We start from the raw sequence: 26,033 nt of genomic DNA, 5'->3' as shown, positions 1-26,033 counted from the left end.
TGGGGCCACCCCTGGATCCTGCTCTAGGGTCTTGGATGCCTCTGAGTCCGGGTTGAGCCCCTGCAACTGTTCGGAGTCCCTTGCCAGGTGAGGCTCCGATGGAGGGACCGATGAGTTTCCCATGTGACCTGGGTCTAATCCAGGCCATGACGTAGGCGGAAGCGCTGACGCCGAGGAGGACACCGTTGCGCACCCTTGCGATTACCCAGAACATCACCGTCGATGGATCGATCGAGATGCTGGGTAACTGGTTCGATCCGCAGGGTCAGGGGGGTGCGGACAACTCGGATCTGCTTGAGGAGCTGCACCGTCAGGATGCTGCGGCCGACGGGTTCCTTACCGGCCGGAAGACTTTCGAAGATCTCCGCGGCTACTGGCCTAAGCAGGCAGACGACGGCACGGGCATCTCGGATTACCTCAACCGGGTGCGCAAGTACGTCGTCTCTTCCACCTTGGCCGACCCGGGGTGGCAGAACTCCGCCGTCTTGTCAGGTGACCCGGTCACGGAGGTCCGTGCGCTCAAGGATCAGCCGGGCAAGGACATCGTGATCACCGGCAGCATCACGCTGTGCCACGCCTTGATCGTCGCGGGATTGGTCGACGAGTACCGCCTGTTCGTCTATCCAATCGTGCAGGGCCGTGGCCGCCGGCTTTTTCCCAACGGGTTTGAGCTACCGGCGCTGAGGCTGCTCGAGGCCAAGATCTTCCGCTCCGGCATCACCTACTCGCGCTACGGCCGGGTCTGAGACGCCTTGTTGGGCGGCCGGGCCAAGAGCACTTGGCCGAAGCCAGCCGGTGCCGTTCAGCGCTTCAGGACGGCCCAGGCGACGCCTACTCTTGGCCCATCCCCCGAAACCGCTGTCCGCCGAGTATTTCGACGGATGGTACGCGGACCAGTCCGCGATGCCGGCCGTGGCCGAAATGATGAACCGGCACACGGGCTTCCCGCCCGGCACGCGGGCGGGAGTGGTCCCCGCCGATGCCATCCCGGAGCTGGCCGAAGAGCTCCGGCTCAGGCCCGGGAGCACGCTGCTTGACCTCGCGTGCGGCCGAGGTGCCTATGGCCTGCTGGCTGCGAAGCAAGGCGGGGCGCTCCTCATCGGCGTGGACTTCTCCGCGCAGGCCCTCGCTGAGGCGCGGGAGCAGGCCGCGCGCATGGGCGTGAGCAGCGCGAGCTTCCGCGTCGGCGAGCTCACGGCGACGGGCCTGCCCGATGCCAGCGTTGACGCCGTGCTGTGCACCGACGCCATCCAGTTTCCCGATGAGCCGGCCATCGCCTACGAGGAGATCCGCAGGGTGCTCAAGCCCGGCGGCCGGATAGCGCTGACCTGTTGGGAGCCGTTCGATCGCGCCGACGAGCGGCTCAGTCCCCGGCTGCGCCGGGCGAACCTCGCCGCCGGCCTGCGCCAGGCGGGCTTCACGGACGTCGAGGTCCAGGACCGCCCGTCCTGGCTGGCCTGCGAGCACGCGCTGTGGGAAGAGGCCACCGCGCTCGACCCTGGCGACGACCCCGCGCTGTGGTCCCTCCACCAAGAGGCTGTGAGGTCCCTGCAGTGGGCCGCCCTGCTCCGCCGAGTACTGGCCGTCGCTACCAACCCCTAATACGGCTGTCCCACATCGGCTCTCGCCGGGCTTGGCCGCATGCCGGTCTACCTGCACCTCGACGTGGACGTAATCGACAGCGCGCAGCTGCCCGGCCCTCGCTTCCCCTCTGGCCCCGGACCCGCAGTCACCCAGATCGAGGAATGCCTCGCCGCCGTCTGCGCCACCACCGACGTGAAAGGCGCCTGCATCGCCTGCGCCTGGCTTCCCGATCGCGTCAATGACCAGGCCACCCGCGACGCAATCACCCGGCTTGCCGGAGCACTCGGCGCCGACCTGGCATGGCAAGACACGGCACAAAACTGAAGTTACTGTGGCAGCCCGTGCCCGCCTCAGCCCTGAATGATCGAGCTGCCTTCGACTTCGATGGTGATGGGGGAGAGCGGACTGGCAGCGGGGCCGTTAACGACGGAACCGTCCTTGATGCTGAACTTGCTGCCATGGCACGGGCAGTTGATCGTTCCGCCGGAAACGCTGCTTACGATGCATCCCTGGTGCGTGCACACCGCGGTGAAGGCCTTGAACGAGCCGGCCTGCGGCTGCGTGATCACGATGTTCTTGCCGCTGATGATCGTGCCGCCGCCTTCAGGAACCTGTGCGGTGCTTGCCAGGGCATTGGACGCGGGCGCAGTGCCCGTGGCCGTACCGCCGCCGGAGCTTGCGGCCGCACTGGTGGCCGGCGCGGATGGCGGCGGTCCCGCTACCCCACCGTTGTTGGCGTCATACGTGCTACAGCCCGCCAGCGCGGCGACGCAGGTAACGCCCGCCCCGAGCAGCACCGCCCGGCGGCTCGGGGGCGGCTCAAGGCCTTGGGCCGTCCCCGCGTCAGCAGGCTCGCTCATCGCCTGAATCCAAAGACAGAGAAGAACCAGAAGGCCGAGGTGAACCACAGGAGGACCAGGAGCGCGAAAACTGCGCCGCCGAGCAAGGGCAGTACCCACCCGGGCATCCCGCGCCTGGTCAGCGACAGCATCTTGACCGTGAACGTGCCGAAGAACAGGCAGCCGGCGATCGAGTGCACGAGGACCCTGACGTTATAGGTCTGGAACCCGAGCGCGTACAGGCAGTGCACCACGACCGGCACGGTCAGGATGAACGCGATCCGTCCCGACCAGCGGTGCAGGACGCCGATCCAGGACGGCGCGGCGATCCACGGCACCTTCCCGTACATCACCAGGGAGGAGCCAACCTGGACGAGCGCGAACACGACCGCTGCCGAGGCGAGCCACGCCTTGACCGTGCCCGGGCTTGAGAAACCCGCGATGTCCACGGCCACCCCGGTCGGGGAGTGCAGCCGTCCATAGATGCCAAGCGTCAGCGCCACCAGGCAGCCGACAAGCGCGGGTACGACGAGCAGCCCGGCCGACGTGGCAGGCTGGACCGGATCCAGCCTCGTCGGGGCGGGCGGCTCAAACTGTGCTGCCATGTGCTGTCCCCTTCTCAGTCAGCGGGTGCGATGTCAGAACCCGCTACCTGTTTCCGCGTCGATCGGCGTGGCGTGGAGCGTGGTGCTGCCGTCCTGGGCCGTCAGGGTGGACAGGTCCAGCTTCGGTGCCGTCTGCGCGGCCGGGTCCGCGGAGGTGGAATCCGGTTCGAGTGAACCGACCTGCGTTCCGTCGGCTAGGACGATCCAGCCGGCCTTGACGGTGGCGCCGCGCACGACGGCGATCGACTGGAAGAGCCCCGACGGCCGGTGCACCGCGATGATGGAGAAGACGTGGGCGATGCCGTCCACAACCACCGTGCCGCGTGCGTGCCCGAGCGCGTAGTTGGCGGTGAGGGTGGCGTGGTTCTTGCCCGTCATAGACAGTTTCCCGTCGTGCGGCGTGCCCTTGAGCCAGGCCTCCTGCGTGCTGCCATTGCAGAAGTAGGCGATCGCGAAGGTGTCGTGCACAACGATCGCGACCGAGCCAAGGTTGCCCTGTACCTTGCCCACGTAGTTGGCGTGCGGCGGCACCACGAACCCGCGCGACGCGGTGGGCGACGGCGATGCCGAGGGCGAGAGCGCGGTGGTCGTGGAAGCCCCGGCGGCCGGTGACTGCGCCGCGCTCACCGAAGCGGTCGCTGCGGTGCTCGTCGTGGGGCTCGCGGCGGCGCTCGCCGAGGCCGCGGCGAGCGCGGCCTTCTTGTTAGACACCTGGTGAACGCTGGCAGCAAGAAGGCCGGCGAACAAGGCCACGCCGGCAATCAGTGTGATGACAGGCGTTGGGATCCTCATGTTGCGTAGTACGCGGCGCTGCTCGCGGAGGGTTCAACGGTTTCGGAAAATTCAGGCAAGCCAGAGCAAGCTGCCCGGAATCAGGGAATCTCGGGGCTGCTCGCAAGCGAGTCCTAGTGCTCGTGGATGATGACCCCGCGGATGTTCTTGCCCTCGTTCATGTCCTGGTAGGCCTGGTTGACCTGGTCGAGCGAGTACTTCCTGGTAACCAGCTCGTCCAGCTTGAGCTGGCCCGACTTGTACAGGCCGAGCAGCATCGGAATGTCGTACAGCAGGTTGCTGCCGCCGGCCAGCGCACCCTGGATCTGCCGCATGTAGCCGATCAGCGCACCCGCGTGCAGGTGCACGGCGCGCTCGGTGAGGTGGCCGACCGCGGTGATCGTCACCTTGCCGCCCTTGCCGGTCATCTGCACCGCGGCGTTCACCATCTCCTCGGTGACCGCGTTGGGCGTCATGATGCAGTGGTCGGCGAGCTGGCCCCAGGTGGTCTCCCTGACGAACTCGTGCGCCTCCTTGGCGGTGGCGAAGGCGTGCGTGGCACCGAACACCGTGGTGGCCATCTCCCGCTTGAACTCCACCGGGTCGACCACGACGACGTTCTTCGCCCCGGCGAACCGGGCGCCCTGCACCGCGTTGCTGCCGACGCCGCCGGCGCCGAAGATCACCACGGTGTCGCCGACCTGCACCCCGGCCGCGTGCACCGCGGACCCGAAGCCGGTCGGCACGCCGCAGCCGACCAGGCACAGCAGCTCGAACGGTATGTCCTGAAAATCCTCACGCAGCGGAACGGTTGCGTACTCCGACACGACCGCGTACTGAGAGAACGTGCCGAGCGAGCAGAACCCGCCGATGTCCGTCTCGCCCTCGTGGAACCGCCAGGTGCCGTCCTCGAACATGCCGGTGCCCGCGTTCAGGCCCTTCACACACATGTTGGAGTGCCCGGTGGAGCACGGCCGGCAGGCGCCGCAGGCGGGGATGTAGGACAGGACGACCTTGTCGCCCGGCTTCACGCGCTGCACGTCGGGACCGACGGACTCGACGACGCCTGAGCCCTCGTGGCCGCCGACAACCGGCATCCGGACGGGGGCGTCGCCGGCGGTGATGTGGTCGTCGGAGTGGCACAGGCCTGCGGCCATGATCTTGACCCGGACCTCGTGCGCCTTCGGCGGGTCAAGCTGCAAGTCGACAAGTTCCCAGCCGAGGTACGGACCCCTGGCGATCGCGGCGCGAGTGGTGATGGTGCTCATCGTCTGCGCTTCCTTCTCAGTGCTCGTGGATGATGACGCCGCGGATGTTCTTGCCGTCGAGCATGTCCTGGTAGCCATCGTTGATCTCGTCCAGCTTGTACCGGCGGGTGATGAGCTCATCGAGCTTGAGCTTGCCCGCCTGGTAGAGGCCGATCAGCGCGGGCACGTCGACAAGCGGGCTGCAGCCGCCGTAGATGGAGCCCTGGATCCGCCGCTGGTAGCCGATGAGCATGCCCGGGTTCTCGTTGATCCAGCCGTTGCCCACGGCGGTGATCGTTACCTGGCCCGACTTGCCGATGACCTTGATGGCGTTCGCGATCACCTCGTCGTGCAGGATGCCGACGGTGATGATGGCCACGTCGGCGAGCTCGCCCCAGGTAGTCTCCACGACGAAGTCGTGCGCCTCCTTGGCGGTGGCGAACGCGTGCGTCGCGCCGAATACGCTCAGGGCCTGGTCCCGCTTGAACTCCACCGGGTCGACCACGACGACGTTCTTGGCGCCCGCAAGGCTGGCGCCCTGCACCGCGTTCATGCCGACGCCGCCGGTGCCGTAGATCACCACGGTCTGACCGGCGCGCACGCCGCTCGCGCGGACCGCCGAGCCCCAGCCGGTCGGCACGCCGCAGGCCACCAGGGCGGCGACGTCGAAGCCGATCTCGTCGGGGATCTTGATGACCGAGTACTCGTGCACCACCGCGTACTGGGAGAACGTGCCGAGCACGCACAGGCCGCCGAAGTCCTCGCCGCCCTGGTGGAACCGGAACGTGCCGTCGGGGAAGCAGCCGACAGCGGCGTTCAGGCCGGCGTCGCAGAGTTGCTGGCGGCCGGTCGCGCAGTACCGGCACTTACCGCAAGCCGGGATGAACGAGCAGGTCACGTGGTCGCCGACCTTGACCCGGGTGACGGACGGGCCGACCGCCTCCACGATGCCCGCACCCTCGTGCCCGCCGACCACGGGCAAGCGCATCGGCGCGTCGCCCTTCTGGATGTGGTCGTCGGAGTGACACAGGCCGGCCGCGAAGAACTTGATCCTGATCTCATTGGTCTTCGGGTCATCCAGTTCGAGCTCGGTGATCTCCCACGGCTGGCCGGGCACGCGGCAGACCGCGGCTCGCGTGGTGATGCCCATAGGGACCTCTTCTCTCGGGTGGTACAGCAGGCTAACAACGTCTGACGGCACGCGGAACTGACGGGCAGCAGGCCCACGGGCTAATCCATCATCCGGGACGGGCCGCGACCGCGCCACCATGCATTCGTTCAGATCAAAGCAAAAAAACTTGGCTGCCGGCGACAAACTTTGCCGACGTTCCCAGCGTCACCCGTCGCGCCCCTTGCCGAGCGTTACCCGGACGTGTGCTGTCCCGGCCAATCTCCTCGCGTCGCGCGTCAGAGCCTCAGCGTGGCCGACTGGATAGTCTAGGAACATGGACTGGAGCCTGTTCGGCTGTGCCCGCAAGGGTCACGTGACATACGCGCCGAGCGAGCCGGAGTTGCGGGAGCGGCTGGTGGCTCCGACCCCGGCGGGGCAGGCCTGGCGGTGCCTGCGCTGCGGCGCGTACGCGACTGACGGGCAGCACAGCAGCGGTCCGGCGGCGGAGGCCCCGCTGGTCCGCCGGGGTAAGGAGCTGCGCAGCGAGCTGCTTCTGCGGGTCTTCGCCGTTGAGCGCTTGTTCCGGTTCCTCGTCTTGGGTGCTGCCGCCTACGGCGTATGGCGGTTCCGGTACGACAAAGCCGGTGTCCAGCGCGCGTTCAACGATGCCCTGCCGGCCATCCGTGACCTATACCGGGGCCTCGGGTTCGATGTCACGCACTCCAAGCTGCTTGGGTTCATCCAGCATTCGTTCACGCTCAATCCGCGCGTGCTGCTGTATCTAGCCATCGGCCTGGCCGTGTACGCGGTTATCGAGTTGGTTGAAGCCGTCGGGCTGTGGCTGGGCAAGCGCTGGGGCGAGTATTTCGCCATGGTCGCGACTTCGGTTTTCCTGCCCTATGAAATTTACGACCTCACGGTGAAGATCACCTGGCTGCGGGTTGGGGCGTTCGCGGTCAACCTGCTGCTCGTTATCTACCTGGTCTGGACGAAGCGGCTTTTCGGTGTGCGCGGCGGCAAGCGGGCATACGACGCTCGGCTGCGCGCCGAATCGGTCATAGAAGTGGAGCAGGCGGCGGTGCTGGCCGCGCAGCCCGGACACGGCTAGGTCAAGGCGCGACTTCCGCGCCCGTCAGGTGTCGATGTTGGGATTGCCGGGCGGAAGCGGGACCAGGTGGGCCGGGGCCTCGGGGATCACCATGGCGGACTCCACGGTGAGGTCGGGGCGCACGTGGACCAGCTCGCCTGATGCCAGCATTCGCCAGCCCTGCTCTCCGTCGAGCCGCTCCGATGCCACGACCACCGAGGGCAGCGTATGCAGTGCCGGAGCGTGCACCGACGAGGTCGAGCTGCGAGCGTGCAACCCGGTGGCGGTGCCGGGCGGGCTGCCTGTCGTGGCGCGGGTGCCGGCTGCGGCTGGGGTGCTGGGTGCGGGCGGGCTGCTCGCCCCGGCGGCCCGCTCGAGGATGTGCAGCGCGTGCTGCCCGGGGTAGCGCAGCGCCCACAGTTCCCCGGCCGTGGCCACGATGGTGTTCAGCGAAGAGAGCGGCAGCCGTTCCCCGATCCACCTGGCCGCGGCCGCGATGCCCGCGCCGACGTCGCCGCCGTGAGCGTCGGTCTGCTGGGTGATCAGCGCGAAGTACCGTTCGGAGTCGGTGTCGCCCTGCACCAGTTCCCGGTAGCGGCCCAGCTGTTCGTCCAGCCTGCGAAGTTCACCGAACCCGCCGTTGTGCGCCATTATCCGGCCGCCCATGGTGAACGGATGGGTGTTGGCCACAGTCCGGTTCCCCGCGGTCGCGTAGCGAACGTGCGCGACGAACGTCACCGACCGCGCCTGCTTCGCCTCCCTGACGAACTCCTCGTCGGCGAACGCGGGCTCGGGCTGCTTGTCAACGACGGGTGCCCCGGAGGAGTCGAAGAAGCCGATGCCGCTGCCGTCCACGTTGCGGTGGCTCTGCACCTCCAGCGAGTCCGGCGCTTCGACCAGCCAGAATGACGCGCTAACCGGATGTCGTCCCGCGTTGAGCCCGAGCAGCCTGCACATGACGCAACTCCGTTCCGCGTAAGGATCACCCTAGCGTCACGCCGACCGCTCGCTTTGTTCGGTACCGGGCCAGGCCGGGCCGGTGAGTCTGGCGCGGCTGCAGGGTCAGTATTCGTAAGGGCGCCAAAGTCCTGACCACGAAGGAGGAGGACCGAATGAAGACACCACCGATCGTCTCGCCGGAGGAATGGCACGCCGCGCGCGAACAGCTCCTCGTCAGGGAAAAGGAGGTAGCCCGCGCCCGTGACGCGCTGGCGGCGGAACGCCGGCGAATGCCCTGGCTAGCGGTCGACAAGGAGTACTGGTTCGAGGGCCCGGCCGGCCGGGTGAGCCTCGCCGGCCTGTTCGAGGGGCGCCGCCAGCTGATCGTCTACCGCGCCTTCTACGGACCGGAGGTGACGACGTACGCCGAGGGCGGCTCGTACCCGGAGCGGGCCTGCGTGGGCTGCTCTCTCGGGGCGGACCAGGTGGCACATCCCGGGCACCTGCACGCGCGGAACACGTCGCTCGCCTTCGTCTCCCGCGCCCCCCAGGACGAGATCCGGCGCCTGAAGGAGCGCCACGGATGGAATCACATCCCCTGGTACACGATCACCGATGACTTCGACAGGGACTTCGACGTCGACGAGTGGCACGGCACCAACGCCTTCTTCCGCGAGGGCGACCGGGTCTTCCGGACCTACTTCATCAACAATCGCGGCGACGAGCAGATGGGGAACACCTGGAACTACCTCGACATCACCGCTCTCGGCCGCCAGGAGACATGGGAGGACTCGCCGGCGGACTACCCGCAAACACCGCCGTACCAGTGGTGGAACTACCACGACGTGCACGACGCGGCCAAGTGACCGCGTACCTGCTCACATCATCCGTGCCATGGTCAAAGGACTAGAGGTTTAGCGTCCCTAAGATCTAGACTTTTGTGCACTTAACGAGCGCGGCCGCACGTCGGAGGATTCGTTATGAGCGCAGGGTCCCGAGAGCATGCGTCCGACGTTCCGGCAGGCCCGGGCGCCAGCGAATGGGACTCCGTGCTCGACAGGGTAACGTGCCTACCCGGAAAGCCGTACCAGGTAGAAGTGCTGACCGGCGGGCTCACCAATATCAACCTCAAGGTCAGCCACGCCGAGGGCGCGGTGGTGGTGCGGATTGCCCAGCCGGGTAGCGAACTGCTCGCCATCGACCGCAAGGCGGAGCACCTGAACTCGACGGCGGCCGCGCAGGCCGGCGTCGGCGCGCCGGTGCTCGAGTACATCGCCGACCCTGGGCTGCTTGTCGTCGGCTTCATCGACGGCCGGGCCTTCACCGACGACGACATTCGCGGTGGCGCTCACCTGTCGCGAATCGCCGCCGCCTGCCGTCAGCTGCACGGCGGGCCGCGCTTCGTCAGCGACTTCAACATGTTTGATATCCAGCGCGGCTACCTGGATATCGTCCAACGCGAGGGGTTTCGCCTCCCGGCGCGCTACCTCGATTTCATGCCGCAGGCGGCAAGGATAGAAAGCGCCTTCCACACCCGTCCGCAGCCGACCGTGCCGTGCAACAACGACCTGCTCGCCGGGAACTTCATCGACGACGGCCGCAAGATCTGGCTGATCGACTACGAGTATTCCGGCAACAATGATCCCTGCTTCGAGCTCGGCAACATCTGGAGCGAGGCCAACCTGTCGCTCGAGCAGCTCGAGGAGCTCATGGAGGCCTACGACGGCCGCCTGCTCCGCCACCGGGTGGCACGGGCGCGCCTGTGGGGCCTGATGTCGAAATTCGGCTGGACCCTGTGGGGGTCGATCCAGGCGTCGGTCAGCAGCATCGACTTCGACTTCTGGGAGTGGGCGATGGAGAAGTACGAACGGGCGGCCGCCGAGTTCGACGGGCCCGCGTTCGCCCGGCTCCTTGACGACGCGGCCGCCGGCGGGCCCGACATTACAATGGCCCCGTGACCGCGCTTGAGATGGGTGATCCGGTACTGAGCTCCTATCAGGTGCTCGACGCCGGGGACGACAGGCCCGCTCATTCCAGGATCGAGGAGTGGCTCGAGCGGCTCATCCACTCCGGCCAGCTCAAGCTGGAGGACCGGCTGCCATCCGAGGTGGAGATGGCCGGCGCGCTCGGGGTGAGCCGAATGACGCTGCGCCAGGCGCTGAACGGCCTCGAGTCCAAGGGCCTGCTCGTCCGCAAGCGGGGCCGCTGGGGCGGCAGCTTCGTCGCCAGGCCGCGGCTGGAGTACGAGCTGTCCGGGCTGCCCGGCTTCACCGAGCAGATGCGCCGCTCCAACGCGCTGGCGGGCGCGCGGGTGACCGAGGCCGCCACGGTGCGGCCAGAACCTGAGGTGCGGCACGCGCTGCAGCTGGCCCGCGGGCAGAAGGTCCACCGCATCGTCCGGGTGCGGTCGGCCAACCGCGAGCCGGTCGCGGTGGAGGTGAACAGCTATCCCGCGGCGCTGTTCCCCGGCCTCCTTGGCGAGTCGCTGACCGGTTCGCTCTACGCGCTGCTGCGCAAGTCCGGCCACGCGCCGTTCTCGGCGACCGAGGTGCTCGAACCGGTCATCGCCTCGGCGGAGTACGCCAACCTGCTGTGGATGGAAGAGGGCTCGCCCCTGATGCTGGTGCAGCGGACGGCCTACGACAAGGAGGGCCGTCCGGTCGAGCATTCGTTTGACTACTTCCGCCCGGACCGGATCCGGATCACGCTGCGCACGCAGGCGGACGGAGCCCCGCGCGCCGAGGTGGAGACCGCCACCGTTCGGGACCGGACCGAGCGTTCGTAGTTCCCGCGACCTATTCTTCGGTGGCGATGAAGACGTTCTTGGTCTCGGTGAAGGCCTGGACGGCGTCCGGCCCGAGTTCCCGGCCGAGCCCCGACTGCTTGAACCCGCCGAAGGGCGTCCAGTACCGGACCGACGAGTGCGAGTTCACCGAAAGGTTCCCGGTCTCCCAGGCGCGGGCGACCCGCAGCGCCCGCCCCAGGTCCCTGGTCCACAGCGACCCGGAAAGACCGTACTCCGTGTCGTTGGCCAGCCGGATGGCGTCGGCCTCGTCCTCGAACGGCATGACGGCGATCACCGGGCCGAAGATCTCCTCGCGCCACTGCCGGTCCTGTGCGGAGACCGGGGCGAGCACGGTGGGCGGGAACCAGTAGCCCGGCCCGTCCGGTGCCGTGCCGCGGAACGCCACGGCCGTCTGCTCGTCGATGTAGGAGCTGACCGTCTCGCGGTGCCGCGCTGAGATCAGCGGCCCCATGGCGGAGGCCGGGTTGTCGGGGTCGCCGACGGTGAAGTTCTTGACGGCGGGCTCAAGGAGTTCCATGAACCGCTTGAACGCGCCGCGCTGCACCAGGACCCGCGACCTGGAGCAGCAGTCCTGGCCGGCGTTGTCGAACGCGGCGCCTGGCGCGCTTGCCGCGGCACGTTCCAGGTCGGCGTCGGCGAATACGATGTTGGCGTTCTTCCCGCCAAGTTCGAGCGTCAGCCGCTTCACCTGGTCGGCGCACAGCCGCATGATCCGCTTCCCCACCTCGGTGGAGCCGGTGAAGACGATCTTGCGCACGAGAGGGTGCCCGATGAGGCGCTCGCCTGCCTCCGCCCCGGTGCCCGGGACAACTTGGAAGACGTCTTCCGGTATGCCTGCGTCCCGCGCGAGCCGCTCGAGCCGCAGCGCACTCAGCGGGGTGTACTGGGCCGGCTTGACGATCACCGTGTTGCCGGCAGCCAGGGCAGGCGCGAACCCCCACGAGGCGATCGGCATAGGGAAGTTCCACGGCACGATGACGCCGACGACCCCGAGCGGTTCATGGAAGGTCACGTCGATCCCCCCAGCCACCGGGATCTGCCTTCCGGACAGGCGCTCCGGTGCCGCGGCGTAGTAGTTAAGCACGTCGCGGACGTTGCCCGCCTCCCAGCGGGCGTTGCCGATGGTGTGGCCGGCGTTGCGCACCTCGAGGGCGGCAAGCGTCTCGATGTCCGCGTCCACCGCCTCCGCGAAGCGCCGCAGCAGCCTGGCCCGGTCCCCCGGTGCCACCCGCCGCCACGTCTCGAAAGCGCGGTGCGCGCGGTCGACCCGCTCGTCAACCTCTTCGCGGCCGGCCAGTGGCACCGTTTCCACGATCGTCTCATCGACCGGGCTGATCACGTCGAACGGCGTGACTGTCATGGCGCACCCTTCTCGCGGCGCCCGGCGTAGCGCCGGGCCTCGGTGACGAGCCCCGCGAACAGGCGGGTGTCCTCACTGTCCTCTTCAGGGTGCCATTGCACGCCGACGGCGAAAAGCTTGCCGTGGACCTCCGCCGCCTCCACGGTCCCGTCGTCCGCCCGCCCGGTGACCCGCAGGGCCGGGGCGAGATCCGCGAGAGCCTGATGGTGGTAGCAGCGGACCTGCGTCCGTGAGCCAAGCAGCGCGGCGGTGCACGTCTCCGGCTCGAGGTTCACCTCGACCGTGCCGAAGGTGCCGGGCCCCGGCTGGTGGCGTTCGTCGCCGGTGAGGTCGGGCAGGTGCTGGTGCAGCGAGCCGCCGAGCGCGACGTTGAGTATCTGCAGTCCGCGGCAGACGGCGAGCAGCGGCAGGTCGCGGTCCAGCGCCGCCCTGGCCAGGGCGAATTCCCACTCGTCGCGCAGCGTGCGCGGCCGTGAGGTCCGCTCGTCCGGCGCCTGCCCGTATCGCCGCGGGTCCACGTCCGCGCCGCCCGCCAGGACGAGCCCGTCGACCCGGGACAGCACCTCGTCCGCGCCGCCGTCCTGCGGCGGCAGCAGGACGGCGATGCCGCCCGCCCGGCGCACCGCCCCGATGTAGGACGCGTGCAGCATGGCGAACTCACGCTCCCAGACCAGCATGCGCGCGGTCTCGGAGTAGGTGGAGAGCCCGATTACCGGGCGGCGGTCCTGGTTCATGATGGCCAAAAGTCAACCATTGACACTAGATGGAGTCAATCGTCTAGTCTTTTAACAACCAGCGGTCTCGACCGCGCTGGCCACGGCGACGAACCCGAGAGGTGAGCCGGGACCATGAGCGTTCCTCAGCGCAGCGAGATCGTCGTCGTGGGCGGGGGCGTGGTAGGCGCAAGTATCGCCTATCACCTCGCTGAGCGCGGGAAGACGGACGTGACGCTGGTGGAGCGCAAGCGTCTCACCAATGGCAGCACCTGGCACGCGGCCGGACTGGTCGGCCAGCTCCGGAGCAGCAGCAGCCTCACCCAGCTCATGCGCAAGAGCGTCGAGATCTATCAGACGCTTGAGGCCAAGACGGGATACGCCACCGGCTGGCGCGGAGTCGGCGGACTGCGCGTCGCCTCGAGCCCCGGGCGCTGGGAGGAACTGCAGCGCGTCTACACCCAGGGCAAAAGCTACGGCTTCGACATCCACCTGGTCTCCGCCGCCGAGGCTGGTGAGCTCTTCCCGCTGCTGAACACCGCGGGCATCTACGGGGCCACCTGGACGCCGACGGACGGCTACGTCGACCCGAACCAGCTCACCTTCTCCTTCATCACCGGCGCGCGGGCGGCCGGGGTGCGGGTCATCCAGGACTGCCGGGTGACCGGCGTCGAGCGCGCGGGCCGGCGCGTCACGGCGGTGCACACCGAACAGGGCCGGATCGAATGCGACGTCGCGGTCAACGCGACCGGCATGTGGGGCGCGGAGACGGCTCGGCTGGCCGAAGTGCACCTCGCGGTCAACGCCGTGGAGCACCAGTACGTCGTCACCGAGAAGAGCGACGGCATCCCGCGCGACCTGCCGACGTTCCGCGACCCCGATGCCAGGTTCTATCTCAAGCCGGAGGCCGGCGCGCTGGTGATCGGCGGCTGGGAGGAGGGCACCCGCGCCTGCTGGCGCACCATCCCGTACGACCTGGGGCCCGAGCTGTTCAAGCCGGATCACGAGCGGTTCGAGTGCCTCGCCGAGGGCGCGGCGCACCGGGTGCCGCTCTTCGGCGACCTGGGCATCCACACCTGGGTCAACGGGCCGATCCCGTTCTCGCCCGACGCCGAGCCGGTCATGGGGCTGACCGAGGACCTGGACAACCTGTTTCACTGCTGCGGGTTCTCGGCGGGCATCGCGGCGGCGGGCGGCGCGGGCGACGCGATGGCCAGCTGGATCATCGACGGCGACCCTGGCATGGACCTGTGGCCGTTCGACGTGCGCCGGTTCGGCGCGCCGCACAACGTGCCCGCGGTCCTCGAGACGCTGTCGGTGCAGGCCTACGGCCACTACTACGACGTCGCCTATCCCAACCGGCCGGCGCACCCGCCGCGCGGCCAGCGCCGCAGCACTATCTACGACCGGCTCGACGCGCGCGGCGCCGTCTTCGGCGCCAAGTTCGGGTTCGAGCGGGCCAACTGGTTCGCGACCGGGGATGCGAGCCGGCACGAGACGCCCACCTTCGGGCGCAGCGAGGCCTGGCCGTTCATCGAGGCCGAGCACACGGCGGTCCGCGAGGCCGTCGGCGTCATCGACCAGAGCTCGTTCGTGAAGTTCCGCATCCGCGGCCGCGGCGCGCTCGCGACGCTGCAGCGGGTCGCCGGGGCCGAGATGGACGTCGCGGTCGGGAAGGTCGTCTACACGCAGCTGCTCAACGCGCGCGGCGGCATCGAGGCGGACGTCACCGTCACCCGGCTCGGCGAGGACGACTTCTACCTGGTTACCGGCAGCGGCTTCGGCAGGCACGACATCACCTTCCTGCTCCAGCACGCACCCGACGACGGGTCGCTGACCGTCGACGACGTGAGCTCCGCGTGGGGCGTGCTCAACGTCTGCGGCCCGCGCTCGCGCGGGCTACTGCAGTCGCTCAGCTCCTGCGACCTCGGCAACGAGGCGTTCCGCTACATGACCGCCCAGCACATCGACCTGGGCTGGGCGCCGGTCCTCGCCTTGCGCGCCACCTACGCGGGCGAGCTCGGCTGGGAGCTGCACGTGCCGAGCGAATACCTGCGCGACCTTTACGACAAGATCGTCGCCGCCGGGGAGGATCTCGGCCTGCGCGACGTCGGCTACCGGGCCATCGAATCGCTGCGCCTGGAAAAGCAGTACCTCGCCTGGGCGGGTGACATCAGGTCAGACAACAACCCCTACGAGGCAGGGCTCGGCTTCGCGGTCAAGCCGGACAAGCCCGCCCTGCTGGCAGGACCCGCGCTGCGGGCGATCAGGGAGGCCGGCCCCGCGCAGCGGCTGTGCTGGTTCTCCACCAACGCTGATGTCACCACGCACGGCGGCGAGCTCCTCGCCCATCCGGGCTCAGGCATCCAGGCATCCGTCCGCAGCGCCGGGTTCGGCTTCACGGTCCGGCGCACCATCTTCTCCGCCTACCTCCCGGCCGCGATCGCCGGGGAACGTGACTTCGAGGTCGAGGTCATGAACCAGCGGTTCGCCGCGACCAGGCACGACCTCCCGCTCTACGACCCCAAGGGCGCTCGCGTCCGCTGCTGAGCACACGTCAGCCCCCCAAAAAGCTTCGCGGGCCTCGCCCGCACGCCACGACAATCCGCAACAAGAAATCTAGGTCGGAGAGGAACCCATGTCGGCCACCCAACAAGAGCACCCGCACGCGGGCGACGACGCAGAACTCGCCGAGCACGGCTACCGGCAGCGGCTCAACCGCAGCCTCGGCAGCTTCAGCTCATTCGCCGCAGGCTTCAGCTACATCTCCATCCTCACCGGCATGTTCCAGCTCTTCGGCTTCGGCTACGGCTTCGGCGGGCCGATCCTGTTCTGGGCGTGGCTCATCGTCTTCGGCGGCCAGTTCTGCGTCGCGCTCGTCTTCGCCGAGCTCAGCGCCCGCTACCCGATCGCCGGCTCGGTCTACCAGTGGTCGAAGAAGGTCAGCAACCCGACCGGCGCCTGGTTCGCCGGCTGGGCCATGCTGGCCGGCTCCGTGGTCACGGTCGCCGCCGTGTCGATCGCGCTGCAGATCGTGCTGCCGCAGATCTGGTCCGGCTTCACCTTCGTCCACAACTCGACGCAGAACGCGATTCTCCTCGGCTGCTGCGCCATCGTCCTCACCACGATCATCAACGTGCTCGGCGTGCGGGTGATGGCGTTCATCAACAACATCGGGGTGGCGGCGGAGCTCACCGGCGTCGCGCTGATCATCGTGCTGCTGCTGTTCCACATCCACCGCTCGCCCGCGGTGATCTTCACCGCCCAGGGGGCCGGGCCAGGACTGCCCGGCTGGGCCGCGCTCGGCTACCTGGCACCGCTGCTCTTGTGCATCGTCATGCCCGCCTACGTCATGTTCGGCTTCGACACGGCCGGCTCACTTTCTGAGGAGACCAAGGACCCGCGCAGGACCACCCCCCGCGCGCTGCTGCGCGCCCTCGGCGCGGCCGGCGTGGCGGGCGCCCTGCTGCTGCTGATGGCGCTGCTCACCGCCAAGTCGCTCGCCCCCGCCACGCTCGGCGTCGGCGGCCTGCCGAGCGTCCTTGAGGACGCGCTCGGCTCCGGGGTCGGGAAGGTCCTGCTCGCGGACGTGGCGTTCGCGATCTTCATCTGCTGCCTCGCGATCCACGCCGCCTCGATCAGGCTCGCGTTCTCCATGGCCCGCGACCACGCGCTGCCGTTCGGCGACCACCTGTCGCACGTCTCCGAGCACCGGAAGTCGCCGGCCCTCCCGGCCATCGTCAGCGGCGCGGTCGCGATCGCGATCCTCATCGTCAACCTCGGCAACGCGCAGATCTTCCTCGTCGTGACGAGCGTGTCGATCGTGATCGTCTACATCGCCTACCTGCTCGTCACCGTCCCGGCGATGCTGCAGCGGCGCCGCAACGGCTGGCCCGAGGACCAGGGCCGCACCGGGTGGTTCTTCCTCGGCCGCAGGCGCGGGCTCCTCATCAACGGCACCGCCATCGGCTACGGCGCCCTCATGGCGCTGAACCTGATCTGGCCGCGCTCGGCGATCTACGGGAGCGGCGCCTACGCCTGGGGCGGCGTCATCTTCGTCGCCGCTCTCATGGTCCTCGGCGCCGGCTACTACCGGTGGCGCCAGCACGGGAGGGACCACGAGGTGGCAGACGAGCACCGCGTCGCGACGCTGGCCGTCGTGGGCGGGACCATGTCCGATGACCTCGGCGGACAGGACTCTCGCGCGTGACGATGCCACTCCCATCGCAGGCGCAGGTCGTCGTCATCGGCGGCGGCGTCATCGGGACTAGCGTTGCCTATCACCTGGCCAAGCTCGGCTGGACTGATGTGGTCCTCCTCGAGCAGGGCCAGCTGTCTTGCGGCACCACCTGGCACGCCGCGGGCCTCGTTGGCCAGCTCAGGTCGACGCAGGGCGGCACGCGCCTCGTCCAGTACTCGACGGAGCTGTACCGCGAGCTGGAAAGCGAGACCGGCCTGGCGACCGGCTACAAGCAATGCGGCGGCGTCACGGTAGCCAGAACGCAGGCGCGGATGACCCAGCTACGGCGCACCGCCGCCACCGCCGCGGCGTTCGGCCTGGAATGCGAGCTGCTCAGACCGGCGCAGGCGGCGGACCGCTACCCAGTCATGCGGACCGACGACCTGGTGGGCGCGATCTGGCTGCCGGGCGACGGCAAGGCCAACCCGACCGACCTCACCGCGTCCCTGGCCAGGGGGGCGCGGCGGGGCGGCGCGCGGATCTTCGAGCGCACCCGCGCCCTCGGCATCGGCGTCCGCGACGGGCGGGTCACCGGCGTCACGACCGACGCGGGCGACATCGCGGCCGAGGTCGTGGTGAACTGCGCCGGGCAGTGGGCCAAGCAGGTGGGCGCGCTCGCCGGGGTGAACGTGCCGCTGCACTCGGCGGAGCACTTCTACGTGGTGACCGACCCCATCGACGGGGTGCACACCGACCTGCCGGTGCTGCGCGATCCCGACGGCTACACCTACTTCAAGGAGGAGGTGGGCGGCCTGGTGGTCGGCGGCTTCGAGCCGGAGGCCAAGCCCTGGGTCGCGCCGGACCGGATCCCCTACCCGTTCGAGTTCAAGCTGCTCGACGAGGACTGGGACCACTTCACCGTGTTGATGGAGAATGCTCTGCTGCGCATCCCCGCGCTGCACACCATCGGCATCAAGAAGTTCTACAACGGGCCGGAGAGCTTCACCCCGGACAACCAGTTCATCCTGGGCGAGGCGCCCGAGGTCCGCAACTTCTTCGTCGCGGCCGGACTCAACTCGGTCGGCATCGCCTGCGCCGGGGGAGCGGGCCGGGCGCTGGCGGAGTGGATCGTCGGCGGCGGGCCGACGATGGACCTCACCGCCGTGGACATCAGGCGCTTCGCCGCCTTCAACGGCAACAACCAGTGGCTGCACGACCGGGTCGCGGAGATCCTCGGCCTGCACTACGAGATCCCCTGGCCGAACCGCGAGATGCGCACCGCCCGGCCCTTTCGCCGCTCGCCGGTCTACCACCTGCTGCGGGAGGCGAACGCCGACTTCGGCAGCCGGATGGGCTGGGAACGGGCCAACTTCTTCGCGCCGCCCGGCGAGAAGGCCGAGATCGAGTACTCCTGGGGCAAGCAGAACTGGCTGCCCTGGTCCGCGGCCGAGCAGCGCGCCACCCGCGAGGCGGTCGCCGTATTCGACCAGACCTCGTTCTCCAAGTTCCTGCTGACCGGCCCGGACGCGGAAAGCGTGCTGCAGTGGCTGTGCACCGCCGACGCGGCGGTGCCACCCGGCAGGACCGTGTACACCGGCATGCTCAACGAGCGCGGCACCTACGAGTCGGACGTAACGCTCACCCGGCTGTCCGCCCAGGAGTACCTCATCGTGAGCAGCTCCGCGACGACCGTGCGGGACGCCGATCACATCCGCCGCCGCATCCGCCCCGACCAGCGCGCCACCCTGGCGGACGTCACCTCCCAGTACGCCGTCTTCGGCGTCATGGGCCCGCGCTCCCGTGACCTGCTGTCCCGGCTGACGCGGGCGGACCTGCGCAACGAAGCGCACCCGTTCGGTACCAGCCGGGAAATTGACCTCGGGTACGCGACCGTCCGGGCCACCAGGATCACCTACGTCGGCGAGCTCGGCTGGGAGCTGTACGTCCCCGCCGAGTTCGCGGTCGGCGTGTACGAGGACCTCATGCGCGCCGGGGCTGACCTCGGCGTGCGCAACGCCGGGTACTACGCCATCGAGTCACTGCGGCTCGAGAAGGGCTACCGGGCGTTCGGCCGCGAACTGACACCTGACTACAACCCGGTCGAGGCCGGGCTGCTGTTCACCTGCAAGCTCGCCACCGACATCCCGTTCCTCGGCCGCGAGGCGGTCGAGAAGGCGAAGGCTGGCGGCGCGCGGAACAGGCTCGTATCCTTCGCGGTCGGCAGCGAGGACCCGATGCTGTGGGGCGGCGAGCTCGTCCTGCGCGACGGGGTGGCCGCCGGCCAGGTCACCTCGGGCGCGTGGGGCGAAACGCTCGGCCGCTGCGCCGGCCTGGCCTACCTGTGGGACCCGGACGGCGGCCCGATCGACACCAGGTGGATCGGCGAGGGCTCCTACGCGGTGAGCGTCGGCGGCGACGTATACCCTGTCACGGTCAGCACCAAGCCGCCGTATGACCCGGCGGGGCACAAGATCCGAGCCTGAACAATGACGATCAGCGCCTTCGACCTTTTCAAGGTCGGTATCGGTCCTTCCAGTTCGCACACGGTTGGCCCGATGCGAGCAGCCTGCCTGTTCGCCCGCCGCCTTGACGGCGAGGGCGCGCTCGGCGCCACCGCCGCGGTCCGCGTGGAGCTTTTCGGCTCCCTCGGCGCCACCGGGCACGGTCACGGCACGGTCAAGGCGGTGACCGCCGGTCTTGCCGGGCAGATGCCCGACACGGTAGACCCGGAGCACGCACAACGGTTGCTCGATGACTCCCTCGCGACGGGCAGTCTCGCAGTGCTCGGTAAGCATGAGATCGGCTTCGACCCCGGCCAGGACATCGTGCTGCACCGGCGCAAGCGCCTGGAGTTCCACTCCAACGCCATGACGTTCCTCGCCATCGCGGACGACGGGACCGAGCTGGCGCGCGGCACCTACTACTCCGTCGGCGGCGGTTTCGTGGTCGACGAGGCCGCGCGGTCGCTCACGGAGGGTCCCGGCCTCGTCCCCGACCCGCTGCCGGTGCCGTTCCCGTTTACCACCGGCGCGGAACTGCTCGCGCACGCCGAGCGCACCGGGCTCGCGATCAGCGACATCGTGCTGCACAACGAGTGCGCCAGACGGCCAGAATCGCAGGTGCGCGAAGGCCTGCTTGACATCTGGCGGGTCATGCGGCAGTGCACCGAGGCGGGCATGCGCGCCGACGGCGTGCTCCCCGGCGGCCTGAAGGTGCGCCGCCGCGCCGGCGCGCTGCGCCGGCAGCTCACCGAGGAAACCGGCCTCGTCGAACCGGCGGACTGGGTGACCCTCTACGCCCTGGCGGTGAACGAGGAGAACGCCGCGGGAGGCCGGGTCGTCACCGCGCCGACCAACGGCGCGGCGGGCATCATCCCGGCCGTGCTTCGCTACTACCAGGAGTTCATTCCCGGAGCCGACGACGACGGGATCGTCAGGTTCCTGCTCGTCGCCGCGGGCATCGGCATCCTGTTCAAGGAGAACGCCTCGATCAGCGGCGCCGAGGTGGGCTGCCAGGGCGAGGTCGGGTCGGCATGCTCGATGGCCGCGGGCGCGCTCGCCGAGGTGCTCGGCGGGTCACCGCGGCAGGTCGAGAACGCCGCGGAGATCGGCATCGAGCACAACCTCGGCCTCACCTGCGACCCGGTCGGCGGCCTGGTGCAGATCCCGTGCATCGAGCGGAACGCGATCGCGTCGATCAAGGCGATCACCGCCGCCCGCTTGGCGGTGCGCGGCGACGGCACGCATCACGTGTCGCTGGACAAGGCGATCAAGACGATGCGCGAGACCGGCGCTGACATGAAGGACAAGTACAAGGAGACCGCGCGCGGCGGCCTGGCGCTCAACGTGGTCGAATGCTGAGCCTCTAGCATGGGGCGATGACGGAGTTCCTGAGCTGCCGGCCTAACCTGGAGGTCGCCGATCTCGCCCCAGCCGCCGCGTTCCTGCGCGAGGTGCTCGGGTTCGAGGTGGAGGTCGACGAGCCGGGCATGGGGCTGATGCTGCTGTCGCGCGACGCCGTGGGGCTGGCACTCGTCCGGTCCGCGACCCCTGGCGTCAACGCCACCACCACCGCCTACATCGGCGTCACCGGCGTCGATGAGCTGCACGATGCGTGCGTCGCGCGCGGCGCGCGGATCGTCACCGGCCTTGAGGACCACCCGTGGGGCCTGCGGGATTTCGTGGTCGAGATGCCCGGCGGCCACCGGCTGGCGCTCGGCGAGCGGATCGCACAGCCGGCATCGGCTGGCTGATCGCCGGCTCAGGCTGGTAGCCCGGCACGGGCCACGGCTTCGGCGCGGTCGTCGAAACCGCGAATGTCGGTGACGCGGCCGCCGCTCACCCGCAGGACCTGCCAGCGCCTCGCGGTTCCGCCCTCCTCGGCGGCGCCCGGCGTGCCGGTCACGTCCAGTCCCACGAGCAGGGCATCGGCGGCGGCGGCGACCTCGACGACCGTGGCGCGCGCGCCGGCCGCCTGCGCCCTGGCCCACCAGGCGATGACCTCGTCGCGGTTGCGGCAGTCAAAGTCGCCTGGACCTTCCGGCGCCCCCCAGCGGGCACCGGGGGCAAGCAGGTCCCGCATGGCGTCAAGATCGCCGGACTCCAGGGCGTGCCTGACCCGCGCGGCGAGCGTGCCCGGTTCCGCGCCCGCATTGATATCGCCTGGCATGAAGGTCTCCTAGCCGTGCCCGGTCTCGCTTACACCCGAATCCTAGGCTTCCCGTGAGACCCTGATCGCTGTGCGGCGGTCGGCAGCGCGGCTGTCGTGCTGGGGCATCAGATGGCGGCGAGCAGGGCGGTGAGCGGCCGCGGTATCCGGTCAGGCTCGACCGCCTCGGTCAGCAGCCGCGCGTAGCGCGCCTTCCGCTGCGCGCCCGCGCCGAGGAATCGCCGCAGCTGCGCCGCCTCGTCCTTTCCCCGCCAGGCCGGCTGCCGCTGGATAGTGCGGAACGCGGTGAGATCCCCGTGCGCCGCAAAGACTTCCGTGACCAGCGCGGGCCCGGCCGCCCTGATCAGTTCGTCCTCGAGGTCCTCGACGCAGACGTAGAACCCGAGCCGCTCCAGGTCGCCGATCGAGGCGGCCACGCCGAAGCCGGCCGTGGCGAGCCCGCGGCGGACGATGTGCGCCTCGGCGTGATCGCAAAGTCCGATGATCCGTGCACCGGTTCCCTCGGTTCCGAAGCGCCGCAGGTAGCGGGCAGCGCCGTGGGCGCCGCCGATCGGCAGGACTGTCACGCCCTCGGCGGCCAGGTTCCTGCCGTGCCGCCTTGCCAGGGTCTCGACGGCGATCTGGTCGCTGACTCCCTCGACGAGCACAACGATGCGAGCGCCGTCCGCCCGCGCCAGCGCCTGAGCGGTCGCCTCGGTCGCGGCCGCCGGCCCGGTGACGTAACCGGCCAGCAGATCCTCGCCGTCGCCCGCTCCCATAGGCCCACTGTCGGCCATGACCGCGGCGAGCGCCAGCCGGTTTCCCCGCGGTTGACCGTCCGGCGATTCCTTTCCCGAACTCGCCGAGTCTTCCTGGTTGCAGGTTGACCGACCTCGATCACGCAAGCCAAGGAAAGGAATCCGGTTGCCATGAGCATCCCCGCGACTATGCGCGCCCTCCAGCAGACGTCACTGAACGGCCCGCGGGACCTGCGGCTGATCACCGATGCCAGAGTCCCGGCCGCGCGCCCAGGCGAGGTCCTGATCCGGGTGGCCGCCGCCGGCGTCAACTTCGGCGACATCGCGCAGCCGCACGGCACGTTCCTCGGCGGCCCGCAGCCGCCGTACCTGGCGGGCTTCGAGGCGGCAGGCGAGATCGTCGCGACGGGCGAGGGGGTGACCGGTCTTGAACCAGGAACCCGCGTCATCGGCGTCGGCCTCGGCTGCGGCGCCTTCGCCGAGTACACCGCGCTGCCGGCGGTCTCGGCGATGCCGCTGCCGCCGGGCTGGACAGAACAGGAGGCCCTTGGCCTGATGGTGAACTGGCTCACCGCGCTCGCCGCGCTCAGGCCGCTTGGCGGCATCACCGCGGGGCAGATCGTGCTGATCCCGGCCGCGGCCGGCGCGACTGGCCAGGCGGCGGTGCAGCTGGCCAAGTACTACGGTGCGACGGCTATCGCCACCGCCTCGCCGGGCAAGCACGAGACGGTGCGGGCGCTGGGCGCCGACCACGTGCTCGACTCACGCAGCGCCGATCTCGCGCGCGAGGTGCTGCGGCTGACCGGCGGCGCCGGCGCCGACCTGGTGCTTGAAGCGGCGGGCGGCGCCACGTTCGGCGCCAGCCTGGCCGCGGCCAAGCGGGTCACCGGCCGGGTCGTCGTTTATGGCACCGCGGGCGGCGAAGCCACGGTGACCAACTGGGAACTGATATACCGGCACCAGGTCCACATCATCGGGCTGAACATCGGCGTGCTGATGCAGTCCGCACCGCAGATCGCCGGCGAGATGATGGGGGAGATGCCGGCGCTGATGGCCGCCGGGGTGGTCACTCCCGGCCAGCCCACTGTGTATGAGCTCGCCGACGGCCCGAAGGCGCTCGCGGAGCTGGCAGCCCGGGCGACCGTCGGCAAGCTGGCTCTGCTGCCCTGAGCTGACCAGGAGGATCGCGCGGCGTGCCAGATAGCACGGGATTCGTCGAGGACACCGAGCCGTTCCGGCGCGAGCTGCTCGCGCACTGCTATCGCATGCTCGGCTCGTTCCAGGATGCGGAGGACCTGGTCCAGGAGACGTACCTGCGGGCCTGGCGGTCCTATGGCGGGTTCGAGGGCCGGTCCTCGGTGCGTACCTGGCTGTACCAGATCGCCACCAACGGGTGCCTGACCGAACTGGCTAAGCGCAGCCGGCGAATGCTGCCGTCCGGCCTCGGCGACCCCGAACAGGATCCCGGGGTGTACCCGGATGACGCCGGGTCAGTGGTGAGCTGGCTGCAGCCGGTGCCGGACGCGCTGGTGACTCCCGACTCGGGTGATCCAGCGGTGATCGTCGCCGCGCGTGCGGGACTGCGGCTGGCGCTCATCGCCAGCCTGCAGTACCTCCCGCCCAGGCAGCGTGCCGTCCTGGTGCTGCGGGACGTGCTGGCCTTCCCCGCCACCGAGGTCGCGGTCATGCTCGGCACGACGACGGTGTCGGTCAAGAGCGTGCTGCAGCGCGCCCGCGCCCGGCTGAAGGAGGCGGCCCCGGCAGCCGATCAGATCACCGAGCCGACCGAGTCGCGGGCCCGCGCGCTCCTCGACCAGTACATCTCGGCGTTCGAGAACGCCGACGCCACCGAACTGGAACGGCTACTGCTCGAGGACGCCACCATCGAGGCGACGCCGATGCGGACCTGGTTCGCCGGCCGCAAGACCTGCGTGCCATTCCTGCGCAACCTGATGGGATCGCCCGGTGACTGGCGCATGCTGGCCACCGGCGCCAACGGGCAGCCCGCGGCGGCGGCCTGGACCCGGGACGAGCACGGGACCTACCAGCCGTACGGCGTCTGCGTGCTCACCGTCACCAGTGAAGGCATCCGCCAGGTCAGGTCCTTCGGAGAACCCGCCCTCGTCACCCTGTTCGGGTTCGGCCCTAGCCTCGCAGGGAAGGGACTCCTCCCGTGACCATGCCCAACTTGGAGGTCACCGAACGGGAGATCGAGCTCATGCACGAACGCGATGTCTGGCGCCGCCCCAACAAGTGACTGGCCGCCGTCGCGGCCGGTCATGGGATACAACACCTGGTACCACTTCCGGACAAGCATCACCGAGTCCGCCGTTGTCAGGCAGGCGGAACTGCTGGTCAGCTCGGGGCTGGCCGCTGCGGGATACAACTGCGTCAACCTCGATGACGGGTGGATGGCCGCGCAGCGGGCCGCCAACGGTGAACTCACCGGGGATGCTGCGAAGTTCCCGCGGGGGATGCCCTGGCTGGCCGACCAGGTTCACGCTCTCGGCCTGAGGTTCGGCCTCTACACGGCGATCGGCGCGCGGACCTGCCAGTCCCTGCCAGGGAGCTGGGGACACTACGACCAGGACGCGCGCACGTTCGCATCCTGGGATGTCGACTTCGTCAAGGTCGACGACTGCGGCGGCATGCCCCCCGGGACCAGCGTGGCGGCGCTGACGGAGCACTTCCGCCAGTTCGGCGCGTGCCTGAGGCAACATAACCCGGACGTCGTGTACTCCCAGGAGCTGCCCATTCACCAGATCGGCAAGCCTAGCTTCCGCTCGTCCGTCCGGGCCTCGGCTGAAATCGCGCACATGTGGAGAGTCGCCCACGACGAATCACCGCTGAGTCATGACTATGCGTCCGCGATGATCCTGGGCCACCTGGCGGCCGTCCGGGATTTGCATTCCTTCGCAGGGCCGGGCCACTGGAATGACCTCGACATGGTTGCCCCGGCCTATCCTGAGAGCGGCTGGACGCTGGCGGACCTGCGTAACCAGCTGTCGGTATGGGCGATGGAAGCCAGCCCGTTGCTCATCTCGGCGGACATCGGCGCGCTGCCCCCTGACGCGCTAGCCGCCCTGAAGAACCCGCACATGATAGCGATCGACCAGAGCGGAGAGCAGTGCTCCACGGTGGTCATGAACGGGCCCGTCGAGGCGCTCATGAAGCTCGATCCGGAAGGAGGGATCGCCGTCCTGTTCGTCAACCTGGGGGTGGGCACCGTTACCGGGCGGTTCTCGCTGCCGCAGCTTGGCATCACCGCCGCCAGGGCCAGCGGCCACGACGTGTGGACGGGGGAAACGACAACCTTCAGCGAAGTGTCCGTCACCCTCGAGGAGGAACAGACCGTGCTCCTTCAGGTCAAGAGCACCGGATGACGT

The 26,033-nt window shown here is 69.3% G+C and carries 25 protein-coding genes; 15 read left to right on the top strand and 10 right to left on the bottom strand.

All coding sequences use genetic code 11. The annotated features are described in order from the left end of the window. Positions 1-185: 185 nt before the first annotated feature. The 3 genes from EAS64_RS13585 to EAS64_RS13575 all read left to right on the top strand — a co-directional run bounded on the left by EAS64_RS13585 (position 186) and on the right by EAS64_RS13575 (position 1,908). Positions 186-746, top strand: a complete 561-nt coding sequence (locus EAS64_RS13585; protein ID WP_145853255.1) for a dihydrofolate reductase family protein — start codon at positions 186-188, stop codon at positions 744-746. A 91-nt stretch (positions 747-837) separates the two neighbouring features. Further along, complete coding sequence (locus tag EAS64_RS13580; RefSeq protein WP_145853254.1) at positions 838-1,602, top strand: class I SAM-dependent methyltransferase; 765 nt, start codon at positions 838-840, stop codon at positions 1,600-1,602. A 39-nt stretch (positions 1,603-1,641) separates the two neighbouring features. After that, a complete protein-coding gene (locus EAS64_RS13575) occupies positions 1,642-1,908 on the top strand; it encodes a hypothetical protein (protein ID WP_222849280.1) in 267 nt (88 codons plus the stop codon). A gap of 26 nt (positions 1,909-1,934) precedes the next feature. On the opposite strand, the gene EAS64_RS13570 is transcribed toward EAS64_RS13575, so the two are convergent. The 5 genes from EAS64_RS13570 to EAS64_RS13550 all read right to left on the bottom strand — a co-directional run bounded on the left by EAS64_RS13570 (position 1,935) and on the right by EAS64_RS13550 (position 6,196). Next, entirely contained in the window at positions 1,935-2,444 is a 510-nt protein-coding gene (locus tag EAS64_RS13570) for a Rieske (2Fe-2S) protein (protein WP_145853253.1), read from the bottom strand. After that, a complete protein-coding gene (locus EAS64_RS13565; protein ID WP_222849279.1) occupies positions 2,441-3,028 on the bottom strand; it encodes a DUF6529 family protein in 588 nt (195 codons plus the stop codon). Before EAS64_RS13565 ends, EAS64_RS13570 begins: the two co-directional genes overlap by 4 nt. 33 nt (positions 3,029-3,061) lie before the next feature. Further along, a complete protein-coding gene (locus EAS64_RS13560; protein ID WP_145853252.1) occupies positions 3,062-3,739 on the bottom strand; it encodes a hypothetical protein in 678 nt (225 codons plus the stop codon). 194 nt (positions 3,740-3,933) lie between these two features. Beyond that, positions 3,934-5,067 carry an NDMA-dependent alcohol dehydrogenase gene (locus EAS64_RS13555; RefSeq protein ID WP_145853251.1) on the bottom strand — a complete coding sequence of 378 codons (1,134 nt, stop codon included), beginning with the start codon at positions 5,065-5,067 and terminating at the stop codon, positions 3,934-3,936. 16 nt (positions 5,068-5,083) lie between these two features. Then, positions 5,084-6,196 (bottom strand): NDMA-dependent alcohol dehydrogenase, encoded by a 1,113-nt coding sequence (locus tag EAS64_RS13550; protein WP_145853250.1) that lies wholly within the window; start codon positions 6,194-6,196, stop codon positions 5,084-5,086. Between the two features lie 295 nt (positions 6,197-6,491). Between EAS64_RS13550 and EAS64_RS13545 the strand changes: the two genes are divergently transcribed. Next, on the top strand, positions 6,492-7,265 hold the full coding sequence (locus tag EAS64_RS13545; RefSeq protein WP_145853249.1) for a DUF2127 domain-containing protein: 774 nt from the start codon (positions 6,492-6,494) through the stop codon (positions 7,263-7,265). Positions 7,266-7,289: 24 nt separating this feature from the next. Here EAS64_RS13545 and EAS64_RS13540 read toward each other — a convergent pair whose 3' ends face one another. After that, positions 7,290-8,201 (bottom strand): class II glutamine amidotransferase, encoded by a 912-nt coding sequence (locus tag EAS64_RS13540; protein WP_145853248.1) that lies wholly within the window; start codon positions 8,199-8,201, stop codon positions 7,290-7,292. Positions 8,202-8,356: 155 nt separating this feature from the next. Here EAS64_RS13540 and EAS64_RS13535 point away from each other — a divergent pair, with 155 nt between their 5' ends. The 3 genes from EAS64_RS13535 (at position 8,357) to EAS64_RS13525 (ending at position 10,968) form a co-directional block, all read left to right on the top strand. Next, positions 8,357-9,049, top strand: coding sequence for a DUF899 domain-containing protein (locus EAS64_RS13535; protein ID WP_145853247.1), 693 nt, complete (start codon positions 8,357-8,359; stop codon positions 9,047-9,049). A 114-nt stretch (positions 9,050-9,163) separates the two neighbouring features. Beyond that, positions 9,164-10,141 (top strand): choline kinase family protein, encoded by a 978-nt coding sequence (locus EAS64_RS13530; protein ID WP_145853246.1) that lies wholly within the window; start codon positions 9,164-9,166, stop codon positions 10,139-10,141. Further along, complete coding sequence (locus EAS64_RS13525) at positions 10,138-10,968, top strand: GntR family transcriptional regulator (RefSeq protein ID WP_145853245.1); 831 nt, start codon at positions 10,138-10,140, stop codon at positions 10,966-10,968. The genes EAS64_RS13530 and EAS64_RS13525 overlap by 4 nt, the downstream gene beginning before the upstream one ends. Positions 10,969-10,978: 10 nt before the next feature. On the opposite strand, the gene EAS64_RS13520 is transcribed toward EAS64_RS13525, so the two are convergent. Both EAS64_RS13520 and EAS64_RS13515 read right to left on the bottom strand, forming a co-directional pair. Then, a complete protein-coding gene (locus tag EAS64_RS13520; RefSeq protein ID WP_145853244.1) occupies positions 10,979-12,349 on the bottom strand; it encodes an aldehyde dehydrogenase family protein in 1,371 nt (456 codons plus the stop codon). Continuing rightward, positions 12,346-13,083 (bottom strand): gamma-glutamyl-gamma-aminobutyrate hydrolase family protein, encoded by a 738-nt coding sequence (locus EAS64_RS13515; RefSeq protein ID WP_145853570.1) that lies wholly within the window; start codon positions 13,081-13,083, stop codon positions 12,346-12,348. The genes EAS64_RS13520 and EAS64_RS13515 overlap by 4 nt, the downstream gene beginning before the upstream one ends. Positions 13,084-13,197: 114 nt before the next feature. Between EAS64_RS13515 and EAS64_RS13510 the strand changes: the two genes are divergently transcribed. The 5 genes from EAS64_RS13510 (at position 13,198) to EAS64_RS13490 (ending at position 21,494) form a co-directional block, all read left to right on the top strand. After that, positions 13,198-15,612 (top strand): GcvT family protein, encoded by a 2,415-nt coding sequence (locus EAS64_RS13510; protein ID WP_145853243.1) that lies wholly within the window; start codon positions 13,198-13,200, stop codon positions 15,610-15,612. 88 nt (positions 15,613-15,700) lie between these two features. After that, positions 15,701-17,272 (top strand): APC family permease, encoded by a 1,572-nt coding sequence (locus EAS64_RS13505; protein ID WP_145853242.1) that lies wholly within the window; start codon positions 15,701-15,703, stop codon positions 17,270-17,272. Positions 17,273-17,274: 2 nt separating this feature from the next. After that, the gene (locus tag EAS64_RS13500) at positions 17,275-19,725 is read left to right on the top strand and encodes a GcvT family protein (protein ID WP_187365927.1); all 2,451 of its coding nucleotides are present in this window, start codon (positions 17,275-17,277) and stop codon (positions 19,723-19,725) included. 3 nt (positions 19,726-19,728) lie between these two features. After that, on the top strand, positions 19,729-21,102 hold the full coding sequence (locus tag EAS64_RS13495) for an L-serine ammonia-lyase (protein ID WP_145853240.1): 1,374 nt from the start codon (positions 19,729-19,731) through the stop codon (positions 21,100-21,102). Positions 21,103-21,119: 17 nt separating this feature from the next. Next, positions 21,120-21,494: a VOC family protein gene (locus EAS64_RS13490; RefSeq protein ID WP_145853239.1), complete on the top strand. Its 375-nt coding sequence runs from the start codon at positions 21,120-21,122 to the stop codon at positions 21,492-21,494. A gap of 8 nt (positions 21,495-21,502) precedes the next feature. On the opposite strand, the gene EAS64_RS13485 is transcribed toward EAS64_RS13490, so the two are convergent. Beyond that, positions 21,503-21,910, bottom strand: coding sequence for a nuclear transport factor 2 family protein (locus tag EAS64_RS13485; protein WP_145853238.1), 408 nt, complete (start codon positions 21,908-21,910; stop codon positions 21,503-21,505). Positions 21,911-22,017: 107 nt separating this feature from the next. Beyond that, complete coding sequence (locus tag EAS64_RS13480; protein ID WP_246115656.1) at positions 22,018-22,668, bottom strand: ATP-dependent endonuclease; 651 nt, start codon at positions 22,666-22,668, stop codon at positions 22,018-22,020. Between the two features lie 150 nt (positions 22,669-22,818). Between EAS64_RS13480 and EAS64_RS13475 the strand changes: the two genes are divergently transcribed. From EAS64_RS13475 to EAS64_RS13465, 3 genes are all read left to right on the top strand, one after another. Next, positions 22,819-23,817, top strand: a complete 999-nt coding sequence (locus EAS64_RS13475; RefSeq protein WP_145853237.1) for a zinc-binding dehydrogenase — start codon at positions 22,819-22,821, stop codon at positions 23,815-23,817. A 23-nt stretch (positions 23,818-23,840) separates the two neighbouring features. After that, on the top strand, positions 23,841-24,824 hold the full coding sequence (locus EAS64_RS13470; RefSeq protein WP_145853236.1) for a sigma-70 family RNA polymerase sigma factor: 984 nt from the start codon (positions 23,841-23,843) through the stop codon (positions 24,822-24,824). A gap of 102 nt (positions 24,825-24,926) precedes the next feature. After that, positions 24,927-26,030, top strand: a complete 1,104-nt coding sequence (locus EAS64_RS13465) for a glycoside hydrolase family 27 protein (RefSeq protein ID WP_187365896.1) — start codon at positions 24,927-24,929, stop codon at positions 26,028-26,030. Positions 26,031-26,033 lie beyond the last annotated feature (3 nt).

The organism is Trebonia kvetii (assembly GCF_007827045.1).
In the GTDB taxonomy this organism is placed as follows: domain Bacteria; phylum Actinomycetota; class Actinomycetes; order Streptosporangiales; family Streptosporangiaceae; genus Trebonia; species Trebonia kvetii.
This window is presented reverse-complemented; position numbering and strand designations above follow the sequence as displayed.